Source organism: Hoylesella oralis ATCC 33269, assembly GCF_000185145.2.
Lineage (GTDB): Bacteria > Bacteroidota > Bacteroidia > Bacteroidales > Bacteroidaceae > Prevotella > Prevotella phocaeensis.
In genome coordinates this window covers 372,411-387,013 of record NZ_GL833119.1, presented here as the reverse complement: position 1 = coordinate 387,013, position 14,603 = coordinate 372,411, and the positions used below count along the sequence as shown (strand labels likewise).

The window sequence follows — 14,603 nt, the reverse complement described above, 5'->3', positions numbered from 1 at the left end:
ACAAAATAAATAAACACTTTTTTATGTTATTGCTTGGCATATAAGTTTGTAAAAGAAGAGTTTATAGAAAAGAGTTCTGTGTGTAAGCTGTTGCAGACGTATATATACCTTTTTCTTCGCCTCTTCGGCAGAAAAGGGCTCGAAAAAGGGTGAATATATAAATAATGAGCGATGAAAAGATTATCATTTTTCCGCTTCTCCAATAGAAGCAGAGTTAAATCTTGAGTATTATGTGCCGTATGTATTTAGCTTATATTTGAATAAAGAATGGATGAATAGTAATGGGTTTAATGACCGTATCATAGAGATTTGGCTTGCTTGTGTTCTTTTGAAACGCGATATATATCGCTATTTTTTAAAAAGTGCATTTATTATCTGCCGGTGATAAACGGCATCTTTATCGATGACAAATCGTGCATTTAACAAGGATAAACAGATTGTTTATGCAGAATATAACGCCCGTGTATTTTTAATCTTGGAGATACGATTAAACGTCAGATTTGCAGTGTGTAAAAGACGTGCAACCTATTTTGTAAAGTTATTTGAAGTGCTTAAACAAGTTAATCCGCTGCAGCATAGCCATCAAACCCTCATCCTTATTCTTTCGTCCCTCATCTCTTGTAAAGTTATTTGAAGTACTTAAACAAGTTAATCCGCTGCAGCATAGCCATCAAACCCTCATCCTTATTCTTTCATCCCTCATCTCTTCCCCCCTCCGAAAGAGGGGGGAAGGAAAGTCCTCGGGCCCTATAGCCACTCCATCAGTATATCCCACACGGCGATGATATGGCATACAGAGCCCATAAGCACGAAGAAATGGAACACCGTATGCATGTATCGTCGTTTGTTGAGGCTATAGAAAACGGCACCGGTAATATAAGCCACGCCCTCTGCAACTATCCACACGAAGGCCGCAGTAGACAGGCTATTGATCAAAGGTTTAAAAGCTATCAGCACGCTAAGGCCCATGCCGATGAAACAGAATGTCTCTATGTTGCTGTGATCTTTCAGTTTACGGAAGCTGGACACAGTGCCTACCACTGCACAAAGCCACACAAAGATGAAAAGACTCCACCCCCAATAGCCCTCGTTTCGCAGGGCTATGAGCGTTATAGGCGAATAAGAGCCGGCAATATGCCAGTAAATAGCGGCATGATCCCACTTGCGCAGCCGCTCTTTCCATTTGGAATAGGCAGACAAGGCATGGTAAATGGTAGAAGCCGCATACGAACATATCATGCCGAAAAGGTAGAGAATAACCGCTGCAGTGGCCCATCCATTACCCCTGCGTGCGCACCATACGAGGAATATAGTGCCGAACACTACGCCCAAGGCAATACCTCCGGCGTGCGACCACGAGTTCCATAACTCTTCTTTATGCGAGAAGTGTATCTTCATTCTTAGGAGGCTATTGTGCCGATATATTTGTTGTAAGCATTATTAATGTCGTGATGATAAAAGCCGTTCGTCTTATTTTATTTCGATTTTGTTGTGATGCATATTCCTGATAAAGACGGTGAACAGGATATTGCGGATAGATATATCCCGATTGAATATTTTGATTTCCGGTGATATATTATTGCTTCGGTTGCTATTTGGCGAACTGATAACTGAAACCTTTGACGCGGTTCCATGCACCACGGGTAAAGTCCGGTATAGCTACAGGCGCCGAATTGTTCTCCAAGGAAATACGGGTAAGCTCGCCAAGGCAACACCATTCGGCCATGTCATAGACATCCATGTCTAACGGAAGGCCGTTACGCAGGCAATACACCAGTCGGTAGTCCATGATATAATCCATTCCTCCGTGCCCTCCAACCTGCTTTGCAGTGGCTTCGAGCTCCTTTACGAAGGGCGGAGTGTACTTGTTAAGCAGCTCGTTCCTTACCTTTTCCGGCACTGCAGCGTGTGCATTCAGGTCTTGATAGTTTGCTGTTCCGCTGCTATTCAGCTGTTCAGTGCGGAAACACAGTTCCTCTATGGGATATTTACTGGCATAACCGTCGGTTCCTACTATCTGGTACATGCGGCTATACGGGCGGGGCGTCATCACATTATGTTGTATAAGCATGGTCTTTCCGTTCTCTGTTCTAATCATAGTCGATGTTTGATCGCCGTTTTGGAAGTCGTTACAAGGCTTGCCGGTGGACTTCTGAACGTGTTTGGGGCCGTTTACAGCTTTGGTATCCATGGCCACAAGGTATTTCATACGGTCGCCGCGATGAATGTTGAGCACCTGACAATCTGGCCCGATCCCATGAGTCGGGTACACATCACCGCGGTTCTTTCGGTTAAAGTCCAAGCGCCAATTGTCCCAATACATATCCCAATAATCGTCAAGGTTATGCAAATAGGAGCCTTCTACGTGCAGCACTTCGCCGAAAAGTCCTTGCTGTGCCATGTTCAGAGCGGCGAGTTCGAAGAAATCGTACACACAGTTTTCGAGCATGATACAATGCTTTCGCGTACGTTCAGAGGTGTTTATCAGCGCCCAGATGTCGTGCATGTTGGTGGCAGCCGGCACTTCTATGGCTACGTGTTTGCCGTGGTTCATGGCGTAGAGTGCAATCGGCACGTGATGCACCCAATCTGTAATAATGTAAATAATATCTATATCTTTGCGTTCACACATCTTTTTATAAGCTTCGGTGCTGCCGCTATAAGCCGTAGCACGCTTTCGCCCGTTGCGTTCGAGTATCTTCTGCGCCTGCTCTACGCGGTCAGCTTCAACGTCGCACAGTGCTTTTATTTCCGTTCCCGGTATATGGCACCAGCGGTCTACAGCGCCCGGGCCGCGCATACCCAAACCTACAAAGCCTACTCTTACTACGTTCATTTTGGGCGAGGTGAGCTGTATAACGTCGGTTTGTCCTGCAGGTCGTGCCGGTACATCGGTTTTTATCGGTTTGATAACTTGTGCATAAACCGAACAGGTTATGCAGAAAATAAGACTAAATAGTAATGTTGTTCGTTTCATGTTATAATTATTATGAGATTAAAAAATGTATTTATTCATAGAAGGCCGTGCGATTATCTTAGGTCTCTTATCCTCACGTCGATGCCGAGACCGCTGGTTACCTTGAGTATTTGTTTGGGATCGGTGGTGTGCATGTGGTAGGGATAGAGAATTTTCGGGCGTATTGTCTTCGCTGCTTTGCGAAATTGCGCCAATGTCATGGTCTTGTATTTGTCGCAGGGCATAAAAGCGATGTCGATATCCTTGATGTCTTTCATCTCCGGAACGAACTCTGTGGAGCCTGCAATATAGATACGATAGCCTTCCAAATCGAGTATGTAACCGTTATCGCGTCCTTTCGGGTGAAGTTCGGCACGGTTTTTCGAGCGGTTGTAGGCCGGTACGGCATAGAGAGTGATACTGTCTGTCAGCTCTGCTTTCTCCCCATTGCGTATCACAATGCCCTTCTTGTAATGGTCGAAGCACCGCTGATTAAGCAACAGGTTGGTGCTGTTTTTGGTCAAGAGATGGATGGCGTTCATGTCGAAGTGGTCGTAATGTTCGTGCGTAACGAGGATGAAATCGGCCTTGGGCTTATCGGTGTAGTCGATAATCGGGCGCACCGCACTGCTTACGGGATCGATTTCGAACTCCCATCCGTCGTAATTAAGTTGCAAACTGGCATGCTTTATCGGCGTTACCACAAGTTTCTTGCCATTGGGAAGGGTATATGTGTCGATGCCCTCCTGTGCCTCTTTCGAAGAGCAGGAGCCTGTATTCAAGACCAAAACCGTCAGACAAGCTGCGATGCAAATAAGCTGTTTCATTCCACAATGGTAAAGTCGAGCTGCTTCTTCTCAAGATTTGCCTTGGCTACTTGTATGCGGATGGCATCGCCGAGTTGGTATTTATGGTGCCTGCGCCGGCCTACCAAGCAGTAATTACGCTCATCGAAATCGTAATAGTCATCATCGAGATCGCGCATAGGTACCATGCCTTCGCAATGATTTTCGTCTATCTCGCAATAGATACCGTAACTTGTAATGCCGCTGATATGGGCATCGAACTCCTCTCCAAGTCGATCTCCCATGAATTCAACCATCTTGTATTTGATAGAGTCGCGCTCTGCATTCTGTGCAACCTGTTCCATTTCCGAGCAATGTTCGCACAACTCTTCGTAATATTTGGCATTGGCGCTTCTGCCACCTTCGGCATATCGCGTAAGCAAACGGTGCACCAATGTGTCGGGATAGCGACGGATAGGACTGGTAAAGTGGGTATAATAATCGAATGCAAGGCCGAAGTGCCCGATATTGTGCGTGCTGTATTTTGCCTTCATCATGGCACGCAAGGCGATCGTCTGAATGAGTTTCTGCTCGTTCTTGCCCTCGCTGTCGTCCATAAGTTTATTGAGCGAGCGTGCCGTTTGGCCCTTTGTGCCGGCTGTTTTCAGCTTGTAACCGAATTTGACGATAAACTCACGGAGCGTTTCCAGCTTTTGCGGATCGGGATTATCGTGCACACGATAAGGCAAGGTCTTGGCTTTTTTACCCTTCTTTACCTTGCCTACGCTCTCTGCAACGGTCTTATTGGCCAGTAACATGAACTCTTCGATGAGCTTATTCGCGTCTTTCGAGCGTTTGAAATAGCAACGTGTGGGCTTTCCTTTATCGTCCACGTCGAAATGGAGTTCCTCTGAATCGAACTTCACCGCACCGTTTTTGAAGCGTCGCGAGCGCAACTTCTTGGCCAATCTGTCGAGTGTAATAATCTCGCGGGCATATTCTCCCTTGTATCCACCCTTGGGTTCAGGCGGCGCGGGCTGCCCTGTACCGTCGATAACCCCATTGTCTTCGAGCAGTTGTTGGACTTCTTCGTAAGCATAACGGCGCTTACTTTGGATGACGGTGTGCACTATACGGCAGCTCTTTATATCGGCTTCATCGTCAAGATTGAATATCACGCTGTAACAGAGTTTATCCTCGTTGGGCCGAAGCGAACAAATAAAGTTACACAGACGTTCGGGCAACATGGGAATAGTGCGGTCTACGAGGTAGACAGAGGTGGCACGTTTCATGGCTTCTTTATCGATGATGGAGCCTTCGGTAACGTAGTGAGACACGTCGGCTATATGTACTCCCACCTGCCAAAGGCTCTTGTCGAGCTGCTTGATGGACAGGGCATCGTCGAAATCCTTGGCATCATGCGGATCTATTGTGCATGTCCATGTGCCACGGAAGTCCTCCCGTTCCTGCAAGTCGTGCTCCGTAATTTCGCCGGATATATGCTCTGCCGCCTCTTCAACGGCCTTCGGATACCTATAGGGCAAGTTATACTGTGCCAAGATGGTGTTCATTTCTACATCGTTATCACCGCTCGCGCCGAGCACATCTACCACATAGCCCACGATGTTCTTATGTCTGTCGTCGGGCCATTGCGATATTTTTACCACAGCCTTGTCGTCTGTCTTTCCTCCTTTTAGCTTATTCTTGGGAATAATGATATCGTGAACATAGATTTCTTGGGGTGTTACGAGGAATGCAATATCTTTTTCCACGCGTAATTTGCCCACGAAAGTATCGCGTTTCCGCTCCAATATCTCGATTACCTGCGCCTCCTTGATGTGCTTCTGGCGCCGTGCCATGAAAGAAACCCGTACATGATCGCCGTTTAGAGCATACATTGAATTGCGTTCGGATACGAAGATAGGCGTGCCGCCCCCATCGGGAATGAACGAGTTTTTGCCGTTCGACTTGCGTAGGAATGTGCCCTCTTGCACCTGCCCTTTTTGGTTGAGGCGGTATGAAGTGTCGGTTACTTTCGTCAGGAAGTCGTCCCATGCCATTTCTTCCATCGTATCAATGGCGAGCATTTTAAGGGGATGCGTATCTAAATGTAGTGTTCGAAAGATTTCTTTGAACGAAAAAGTCTTGTCGGGTTGCGAAGTAAAGAAGCTCTCGAGCCTCTCCGATAGTTGTTTCTTCGACATGCGTTTGCCGCCTTTGTGTCCTTTTCCCATAATAACATATTTAATTTACAGTGGCAAATTAACAAAATATATTCGACAATCGGCCCTTTTGTTACAAATATTTTGCATTTTCGGAAAGAGAGGGGCGGACAGAAAAGAAGGATGTACGGTAAGGGCGATAGCGAGAGTTTTTGGAGATGGGGGACTTAGACAGGTACTCTAAAGCGGACAGATGATACACCTAAACCGTTTAAACGGATATTTTATGCGGCTTAGACCGTAGGCGTACCGGCGACAGAGTTATTTCTTATCTTCGCATTACATACGATGCGGTGCAAAAAGAGACCGGAAATGCAACAGCCGCATGATGCGAGGAACGGAAATAAAATGGCTTTTTATTTTGCCAATCCCATGAATTACACTAACTTTGCGGCGGTAAACATGTGTGAAAGAATGGACGACAACTTGCGCAAGAAGCGTATTTTTCGGGTGACGTTAGTGGGAAGCCTGATCAATATCGTGCTGCTCTTGTTCAAATTTACGGCAGGCATTCTCGGAGCATCCGCGGCAATGATTGCCGATGCCGTGCACTCCTTGTCGGATTTCCTGACAGACATTGTAGTGCTGGTGTTTGTGCATATCAGCAACAAACCGCGAGACAAAGACCACGACTACGGTCACGGAAAGTACGAAACCTTAGCTACGGCCTTGATAGGCGTGGCACTTTTCGGTGTCGGCGTGATGATCTGTCTCAACGGCTTAGAGAAAATATACTACACATGGCAGGGCAATAAGCTCGCTTCACCCGGGTGGATAGCTTTCTTGGCGGCCGTTATAAGCATATTATCCAAGGAATGGGCCTATCGTTTCACTATGGGCGAAGGACGCCGGATAGGCTCGCAAGCCGTGATAGCCAATGCATGGCACCACCGTAGCGATGCCCTCTCGTCTGTAGGAACGGCCCTCGGAATAGGCGGAGCCATACTGCTCGGCAGCGATTGGGCCATACTCGATCCGATTGCAGCGGTATGTGTAAGTTTCTTTATTGTGCGAACTGCTTACCGATTATTAGGCAAATCGGTGGGCGAACTGACGGAGAAAAGTCTGCCGGACGATGTGGAGAATGAGATTAAAGAGATTGTAGAAGCCGAACCGGAGGTAAGCCAAATGCACCATTTGATGACACGTAGCATCGGTAACCATATCGCCATTGAGATGCACATACGCATGCCGGGGGCGATATCTCTCTATGAATCGCATTTACATGCAACGAATATTGAATGCAGACTTAGGGAGAGATTTGGCAAGGGCACGCATATAGGGCTGCATGTAGAGCCTACGAAGGTGAACGGAGAATACCGAAATCCCTTTGAAGATGCGGCTGCAGCAACGTTGAACGAAAGTAAGAAATGAAAACCAAGATACTTGTAACCGGTGCAACCGGCTTTATCGGGAGCTTTATTGTAGAAGAAGCGCTGAAACGGGATATGGAGGTATGGGCCGCCGTAAGGCCGTCCAGCTCTAAAATATACCTGCAAGACAGCCGTATCCGGTTCATTGAACTCGACTTATCTTCGCGTGACAGGCTCATCGAACAGCTTGCCCACGAACAATTCGACTATGTTGTACATGCGGCGGGCGTAACGAAATGTCTGCATAAAGAAGATTTCTTCGACGTGAATACCAAAGGTACGGAGAACCTTGTAGAGGCTCTTCTGTATCTTGAAATGCCCATCCGTCGGTTCATTTACATAAGTTCGCTCAGCGTATATGGTGCGATATGCGAAAACAAACCTTATAGGGAGATACGCGAAGACGATACGCCCAAGCCCAATACGGCATACGGAAAGAGCAAATTGGAGGCCGAGAAATATCTCGATTCCATAGGGAACGATTTCCCTTATATCGTGCTCCGTCCCACAGGGGTGTACGGTCCGAGGGAGAAAGACTACCTGCTGATGGCCGAAAGCATTAAACACCATCTCGACTTTTCGGTAGGGTTCAGGCAGCAAGACATTACGTTCGTTTATGTAAAAGATGTGGTGCAAGCCGTGTTTTTGGCCTTCGACCGCGGCATGAGTGGCCGTAAATACTTCTTAAGCGATGGAAATGTGTATCGTTCGAGTACGTTCAGTAACCTGATACGCGACGAGTTAGGACACCCGTGGCGTATATGTATCAAGGCTCCGCTGTGGGTATTGCGCACCATTACATGGGCAGGAGAGTACATAAGCAGATGCACCGGCAAGATTACGGCACTCAACAAGGATAAATATAACATACTGAAACAGCGGAACTGGCGGTGCGATATCGAGCCCGCCATGGACGAGTTGGGCTATCATCCGCACTACAGTTTGGAGCAAGGCGTGGCAGAAACCATCCGTTGGTATCGCGATAACGGGTGGTTGTAGGCGTATTTCGGCCGGCTACAGGATAAAGGTAATTACGAAATGGCTAATCTATTGGCAGATTTATTCAGGATAGAAAAGAAACCGAAGCGCGGACTTCTCGCCTTCGAATGGGTGATGTTGGCGTATATGGTATTTACGCTGATAATTGTGTTTTTTACTTATACCAAACTTGCCAATCCCGAAGAAATGGTATGGGGGCGCATAAGGGCGGTGGCAATGACGGCAGCCGTGTGGCTTGTTTACAGGCTTGCGCCCTGCAAAATTACGCTTCTTGCACGTGTATTGCTGCAGCTTGGACTGCTTGCATGGTGGTATCCCGACACGTATGAGATTAACCGAATATTCCCGAACCTTGATTATATATTCGCCGAATGGGAACAACAGCTGTTCGGTTTCCAGCCTGCATTGGTGTTTGCCTCTGCGTTTTCCTCGCCTATAGTGAGCGAATTGATGGATTTGGGCTATGCTTCGTACTATCCGATGATAGTGTTTGTCGCCTTTTTCTTTTTCTTTTATCGCTACAAGGACTTCGAACAGTGCGCTTTTGTGATATTGGCGTCGTTCTTCGCCTATTATGTCATCTTCGATCTGTTGCCCGTTGCGGGCCCCACTTTCTATTATAAAGCGGTGGGAACAGATAAGATTGCCGGCGGTATATTCCCCGCCTTGCACCACTATTTCGACATTCATCAGGACTGTTTGCCCAGTCCGGGCTATACAAATGGCTTGTTTTATAACCTTGTAGAGAGTGCCAAGGCAGCCGGAGAGCGCCCTACAGCGGCATTCCCCAGCTCTCATGTAGGCATATCCACGGTGTGCATGCTGCTTGCGTGGCATGCCCGAAGCCGTAAGTTGCTGCTTCTGTTGCTGCCGTTTTACGTTCTGCTGTTTTTCTCCACGGTGTATATTCAGGCCCACTATGCCATCGATGCCATTGCAGGGGTGTTAACGGGGGGGCTGTTTTACTTCGGTTTCATGCGTGTTTACCGCGTATGGCAGCGGTAGGGTGCATATATTACTCTGATAGATTGCAGATGTATTTGCGATAGATGGTCTGTCTGTTGCCGTTGGATATATGCTTTAAATTGCTTGTGCGGGCCGTTTGTCTTTTGCTTTTGCGCATTGTTCCCCATTCTGTTTGTATGTGTATTTGTAACATTTTCGAAGTCAACCTCCGTAGTTCATAATGTCAACCTCCGTGGTTCATCGCGTCAAGCTCCGTGGTTCATCGTGTCAAGCTCCGTGGTTCATAATGTCAAGCTCCGTGGTTCGCGGTGTGTATTGTGGCAGGAATTATCGTGTGTCGGTAATGTTATTCTTGTAGATTGCTGCAATTTTTACAGTGTTTTTGCGTAACTTTGCACTCTCAATGAAAATAAGAAGATGAAGAAACTCTATATTGAGACGTATGGATGCCAGATGAATGTGGCCGACAGCGAGGTTGTTGCTTCGGTGATGAAGATGGCGGGCTATGATGTATGCGATACGGAAAGCGAGGCCGATGCCGTCTTTCTGAATACCTGTTCGGTTCGAGAGAATGCCGAAAACAAGATATACAATCGTCTTGATGCCCTTCATGCCGAGAGAAAGAAGGGACGGGAGCTCATTCTCGGTGTGTTGGGGTGTATGGCCGAACGTGTAAAAGACGACCTGATAGAGAACCACCATGCAGATCTGGTGGCAGGACCGGACTCTTATTTGAACCTTCCGGATATGATTGCGCAGGCCGAAACGGGCAATAAAGCTATCGATATCGAACTTTCCAAGACCGAGACTTATAAGGATGTAGTGCCTCAACGCGTGATATTGGGCAAGATAGGCGGCTTTGTAAGCATTATGAGAGGCTGCGATAATTTCTGTCACTACTGCATTGTGCCCTATACAAGAGGCCGTGAACGCTCGAGAGATATAGAGAGTATCTTGCGCGAAGTTATCGATTTGCGCGACAAGCACTATAAAGAAGTAACGCTGCTCGGGCAGAACGTGAATTCTTACCGGTTCGGCGATATCGGTTTTCCGCAGCTTCTACGCCGTGTAGCCGAAGTTGTACCCGACATGCGCGTGCGCTTTACCACCTCTCATCCTAAGGACATGAGCGACGAAACATTGCATGTAATAGCCGATATGCCTAATGTTTGCAAGCATATACATCTGCCCGTGCAGAGCGGGAGCAATAAAGTGTTGAAGCTGATGAACCGGAAATATACGCGCGAATGGTATATGGATAGGGTACAGGCCATTCGCAGGATTGTTCCCGATTGCGGCCTTTCCACCGATATTTTCGTGGGTTATCACGGCGAGACGGAAGAAGACCACCGACAGTCGCTCTCCCTAATGAAGGAAGTAGGTTATGACAGTGCTTTTATGTTTAAGTATTCGGAACGTCCGGGCACATACGCATCGAAGCATCTTCCCGATAATGTGAGCGAAGAAGAGAAAGTGCGCCGGCTTAATGAGCTTATTCATTTGCAGACGGAGCTGTCTGCCGTCTCCAACAAACGTGATGAAGGAAAAGAATTCGACGTACTTGTAGAAGGGTTCAGCAAGCGCAGTCGCAGTCAATTATGCGGTAGAACGGAGCAGAACAAGATGGTGGTGTTCGACAAAGGCAACCGCCATATCGGCGAAACAGTGCGCGTAAAAATTACAGGAAGTACCTCTGCAACGCTGTTCGGTGAGGAGGTTTAATTCTTCACCTATTTTATATATAAACCTTACAGATCAGTATCTGAACGAACTGCCGCCTAAGAATTCACGAATAAGGCTTGTGGGTGGCAGCGCTTTATTGGGTATCGGAGAGATGTATTTCAAGAACTTGAGCAGACGATAGGCCTCGCTATGCTCCTCACAGTTCTCGGGTACCAGCTCTAAAAGTGGTTCCGCCTGCTGCTTGATGACCGCAAGTTCGAAGAGCATTGCCGTGTTGAACATCACATCGGCATTCTCCTGATAGGGGAATATCCACTTGTTTTCACCGTTACGTACCGAAGGCCATCGGTGTATAGTGTCTTGTGCGTCAACTCCCCTGTACTTGTAATCGCGGATGATGCGGCGCAGAAGGCGGTTATCTGTTGTGGGTATGTAGTTATGATCGTCGAGCAAGATGGTTGTCAGTGCCGATATATATACTTTGAACTTCTGCTCTGCCGGTATTTGCGATGTGAGTTCGGGGTTCAAGGCGTGTATTCCTTCCACCACAAGTATATTGTTTTCATCAAGATGAAGCCGTTTTCCGCTCTTCTCGCTCATACCTGTTTGAAAGTTATATTTAGGCAAATCTATCTCTTCTCCGTTGAAGAGCGCATTGAATTGCTCGTTGATAAGTGGGATGTTCAGTGCGTAAATGCTCTCGTAATCCAACTCTCCGTTCTCGTCTTTGGGCGTTTTGTCGCGGTCGACAAAGTAATCGTCGAGCGATATCTGTACGGGTTTGATGCCATTGGTGAGCATCTGGATGGACAAACGCTTACAAAATGTGGTCTTACCAGATGAGGATGGACCGGCTATAAGTACCATCTTCACGCCTTTACGGTTAGCAATAGCATCGGCAATTTGCGATATTTTCTTCTCTTGCAATGCTTCCGACACGTTTATAAGGTCGGTTGTGTGTCCTGCTTTTACGGCTTCGTTGAAATCGCCTACGGTACTTATGCCAAGAATGTGCTGCCAACGGTGGTGTTCCTTGAATATCTCGAACATCTTATCTTGCCGGATCAGCTCGCCCAGTTGTTCCGGATTTTTCTGTGAGGGGATACGTAGAAGAATGCCGTCGTAATACTTTTCTACACCGAAAAGATACAAATCTTTCGTGTTTGTGAGCAATGAACCGTAGTAATAATCTACGTAATCATCCATCTGATAATATGTAGTGTAGAGCGATCCGATACTTCTGAGCAGCTTGGCCTTGGCTTCGTCGCCTTTTTCCTCGAACATCTTAACCGCTTCTTCGGTGCGTACTTCGAACCTGCGTATAGGTATTTTTTCGTCTATAATCTGCTGCATGCGCCCACGAATGGCATCGACGTCTTGCAAGCCGACGGGGTGTCCCAGCGATAGATTGCAGTAATAACCGTTTGAAACGGGGATATCGATCACTACTTCGCTGCGTGGAAAAAGATCATGTACGGCTTTGCAGAGCACAAAAAATAATGTCCGTGTGTAATTACGCGAACCTGAACCGCTGGTCATATCCAAAAATTCCACATCTTTATTATGGTAGAGACGGTAATGCATGCCCTCTACTTTATTGTTGACCTTGGCACATATCGGTCCGAAAGGCATCTTTAAATGAAATTGGTTAAAAACATCATAAAGTGTACTTCCTATAACTACTTCTTGAGTTTTTTTATTATTTTTGCAACATATTTGTATAAGTTGTTTCATTTGTCTATTAAATTTAGCGCATGTAAAGTTATTGAATATATGACAAAGTTCCAAAAAAAATACTATTCACATATCATTAATTTATGGAAACAGGTGATTATTTAATCTTTTTTTTTAGGATAGCAGGCTCTTTGGCATTGCTCATTTATGGAATGAAAATTATGAGCGAGGCCCTTCAGAAGATGGCTGGTTCGCAGTTACGCCACGTCTTAAGCGCGATGACTACCAATCGTTTTACCGGAATGCTCACGGGAACGTTCGTTACATGTGCCGTGCAGTCGTCTACCGCTACCACTGTGATGACCGTTTCATTCGTCAATGCAGGACTTCTCACGCTGGCACAAGCGATATCGGTCATTATGGGTGCTAACATTGGAACTACGCTTACAGCCTGGATCATGTCGCTGGGATACTCGTTGGATCTCACTAACTTTGTCTTTCCCGCCTTTTTGGTAGGTATTATACTTATCTATTCGCGCCGATACCGATACAAAGGAGATTTTCTATTTGGTATAGCTTTCCTCTTTTTCAGCCTTGTTTTGTTGAGCGATGCAGGCAAATCACTTGATTTACAGAACAACAAAGGTGTTATAGATTTCTTTGGTTCTTTCGATGTGAACAGCTATTTTTCCATATTTATCTTCCTTTTGATAGGTACCATCATTACGTGTATCGTTCAATCTTCGGCTGCAGTCATGGCCATTACCATTCTGCTTTGCTCTACTGGTGTACTACCTATTTATCTCGGCATTGCTTTGGTGATGGGAGAGAATATCGGAACAACCCTTACAGCCAATCTTGCTGCTCTCGGTTCAAATACGCAAGCACGGCGAACAGCCTTTGCACATTTCCTTTTCAATGCATTCGGTGTTATCTGGGTATTGTGCCTTTTCTATCCTTTTGTCAATGGTGTATGCCATCTTGTTGGTTATGATCCCGCCACTTCACATCTTTCTGCCCACGATTTATCCATAAAATTACCGGTCGTACTCGCCGCTTTCCACACCTGTTTCAACGTATTCAATACCGCTATTCTTATTTGGTTTATACCGCAAATAGAGCGTGTAGCATGCTGGGTGATTAAACCCGGCAAGAAAGAAGAGGAAGAGGAATTCCGTTTACGCTTCATTCAGGGTGGCATAATGAAGACACCCGAGCTCTCTGTTCTCGAAGCACATAAGGAAATCAGTTCCTTTGCAGAGCGCATACACCGTATGTTCGGTATGGTTAGAGAGTTGCTCGGCACCAAAGACGACAGCAGTTTCGTAAAGATATTTACACGTATCGAGAAGTACGAAGGTATCAGCGATAACATGGAGATAGAGATTGCAAAATACTTAGATCAGGTAAGCGACGCCCATTTAAGTGATGAAACCAAGGCGAAGATACGTGCTATGTTGCGCGAAATTTCCGAAATAGAGAGCATAGGCGATAGCTGTTACAACATTGCGCGCACGCTGAAACGCAAGTTGAACGGCAAGGAAGACTTTACAGAACGCCAATACGAGCACTTACACCAGATGTTCGAGCTTACCGACGATGCTCTCAGTCAGATGCAGTCGTTGTTCCTCGGCCGTAAAGACGAGCTGGATGCCAATCGTTCATTCAATATCGAGAATGAGATTAACAACTACAGAGATCAGCTGAAGAGCCAGAATATCAACGACGTAAATAATCACGAATATACGTATGCCATCGGAACGATGTACATGGATATCGTGCAAGAATGCGAAAAACTTGGCGATTACGTGGTCAATGTGGTAGAGGCACGCATGGGAACACGCCAGAAAGAGGCTTGAACACACACCATTCGTACTTAATAACAATCGGGTTCATGTCGATCAAGACATGAGCCCGATTGCCGTATATTGTAAAAGCATTTGAG

10 protein-coding genes are annotated in these 14,603 nt (G+C 46.5%); 5 read left to right on the top strand and 5 right to left on the bottom strand.

Translation table 11 applies throughout. From position 1 onward, the window contains the following. Nucleotides 1-747: 747 nt before the first annotated feature. From trhA to rnr, 4 genes are all read right to left on the bottom strand, one after another. On the bottom strand, nucleotides 748-1,398 hold the full coding sequence (gene trhA, locus HMPREF0663_RS04315) for a PAQR family membrane homeostasis protein TrhA (RefSeq protein WP_004369015.1): 651 nt from the start codon (nucleotides 1,396-1,398) through the stop codon (nucleotides 748-750). Between the two features lie 193 nt (nucleotides 1,399-1,591). Next, on the bottom strand, nucleotides 1,592-2,977 hold the full coding sequence (locus tag HMPREF0663_RS04310; protein WP_004369014.1) for a Gfo/Idh/MocA family protein: 1,386 nt from the start codon (nucleotides 2,975-2,977) through the stop codon (nucleotides 1,592-1,594). Between the two features lie 53 nt (nucleotides 2,978-3,030). Next, nucleotides 3,031-3,783 carry an MBL fold metallo-hydrolase gene (locus tag HMPREF0663_RS04305; protein ID WP_004369013.1) on the bottom strand — a complete coding sequence of 251 codons (753 nt, stop codon included), beginning with the start codon at nucleotides 3,781-3,783 and terminating at the stop codon, nucleotides 3,031-3,033. Then, nucleotides 3,780-5,975, bottom strand: a complete 2,196-nt coding sequence (gene rnr, locus HMPREF0663_RS04300; RefSeq protein WP_004369012.1) for a ribonuclease R — start codon at nucleotides 5,973-5,975, stop codon at nucleotides 3,780-3,782. The genes HMPREF0663_RS04305 and rnr overlap by 4 nt, the downstream gene beginning before the upstream one ends. Nucleotides 5,976-6,377: 402 nt before the next feature. On the opposite strand from rnr, the gene HMPREF0663_RS04295 reads away from it, so the two are divergent. From HMPREF0663_RS04295 to miaB, 4 genes are all read left to right on the top strand, one after another. Further along, nucleotides 6,378-7,337 carry a cation diffusion facilitator family transporter gene (locus HMPREF0663_RS04295; protein WP_036875678.1) on the top strand — a complete coding sequence of 320 codons (960 nt, stop codon included), beginning with the start codon at nucleotides 6,378-6,380 and terminating at the stop codon, nucleotides 7,335-7,337. Further along, nucleotides 7,334-8,335: an NAD-dependent epimerase/dehydratase family protein gene (locus HMPREF0663_RS04290; protein ID WP_004369010.1), complete on the top strand. Its 1,002-nt coding sequence runs from the start codon at nucleotides 7,334-7,336 to the stop codon at nucleotides 8,333-8,335. The genes HMPREF0663_RS04295 and HMPREF0663_RS04290 overlap by 4 nt, the downstream gene beginning before the upstream one ends. A 39-nt stretch (nucleotides 8,336-8,374) precedes the next feature. Continuing rightward, nucleotides 8,375-9,340 carry a phosphatase PAP2 family protein gene (locus tag HMPREF0663_RS04285; protein WP_004369009.1) on the top strand — a complete coding sequence of 322 codons (966 nt, stop codon included), beginning with the start codon at nucleotides 8,375-8,377 and terminating at the stop codon, nucleotides 9,338-9,340. Between the two features lie 378 nt (nucleotides 9,341-9,718). Next, the gene (miaB, locus tag HMPREF0663_RS04280; protein WP_004369007.1) at nucleotides 9,719-11,023 is read left to right on the top strand and encodes a tRNA (N6-isopentenyl adenosine(37)-C2)-methylthiotransferase MiaB; all 1,305 of its coding nucleotides are present in this window, start codon (nucleotides 9,719-9,721) and stop codon (nucleotides 11,021-11,023) included. A 33-nt stretch (nucleotides 11,024-11,056) separates the two neighbouring features. Here miaB and HMPREF0663_RS04275 read toward each other — a convergent pair whose 3' ends face one another. Beyond that, nucleotides 11,057-12,718 carry a nucleoside kinase gene (locus tag HMPREF0663_RS04275; RefSeq protein ID WP_004369006.1) on the bottom strand — a complete coding sequence of 554 codons (1,662 nt, stop codon included), beginning with the start codon at nucleotides 12,716-12,718 and terminating at the stop codon, nucleotides 11,057-11,059. 83 nt (nucleotides 12,719-12,801) lie between these two features. Here HMPREF0663_RS04275 and HMPREF0663_RS04270 point away from each other — a divergent pair, with 83 nt between their 5' ends. Beyond that, nucleotides 12,802-14,517 (top strand): Na/Pi cotransporter family protein, encoded by a 1,716-nt coding sequence (locus tag HMPREF0663_RS04270; protein WP_004369005.1) that lies wholly within the window; start codon nucleotides 12,802-12,804, stop codon nucleotides 14,515-14,517. The last annotated feature ends 86 nt before the right edge of the window (nucleotides 14,518-14,603 follow it).

Bases quoted from the DNA above. Each gene is read 5' to 3' on its own strand.
- HMPREF0663_RS04290 (WP_004369010.1), top strand. From the start codon at position 7,334: ATGAAAACCAAGATACTTGTAACCGGTGCAACCGGCTTTATCGGGAGC.
- trhA (WP_004369015.1), bottom strand. From the start codon at position 1,398: ATGAAGATACACTTCTCGCATAAAGAAGAGTTATGGAACTCGTGGTCG.
- rnr (WP_004369012.1), bottom strand. From the start codon at position 5,975: ATGGGAAAAGGACACAAAGGCGGCAAACGCATGTCGAAGAAACAACTA.
- HMPREF0663_RS04305 (WP_004369013.1), bottom strand. From the start codon at position 3,783: ATGAAACAGCTTATTTGCATCGCAGCTTGTCTGACGGTTTTGGTCTTG.
- HMPREF0663_RS04310 (WP_004369014.1), bottom strand. From the start codon at position 2,977: ATGAAACGAACAACATTACTATTTAGTCTTATTTTCTGCATAACCTGT.
- HMPREF0663_RS04275 (WP_004369006.1), bottom strand. From the start codon at position 12,718: ATGAAACAACTTATACAAATATGTTGCAAAAATAATAAAAAAACTCAA.
- miaB (WP_004369007.1), top strand. From the start codon at position 9,719: ATGAAGAAACTCTATATTGAGACGTATGGATGCCAGATGAATGTGGCC.
- HMPREF0663_RS04285 (WP_004369009.1), top strand. From the start codon at position 8,375: ATGGCTAATCTATTGGCAGATTTATTCAGGATAGAAAAGAAACCGAAG.
- HMPREF0663_RS04295 (WP_036875678.1), top strand. From the start codon at position 6,378: ATGGACGACAACTTGCGCAAGAAGCGTATTTTTCGGGTGACGTTAGTG.
- HMPREF0663_RS04270 (WP_004369005.1), top strand. From the start codon at position 12,802: ATGGAAACAGGTGATTATTTAATCTTTTTTTTTAGGATAGCAGGCTCT.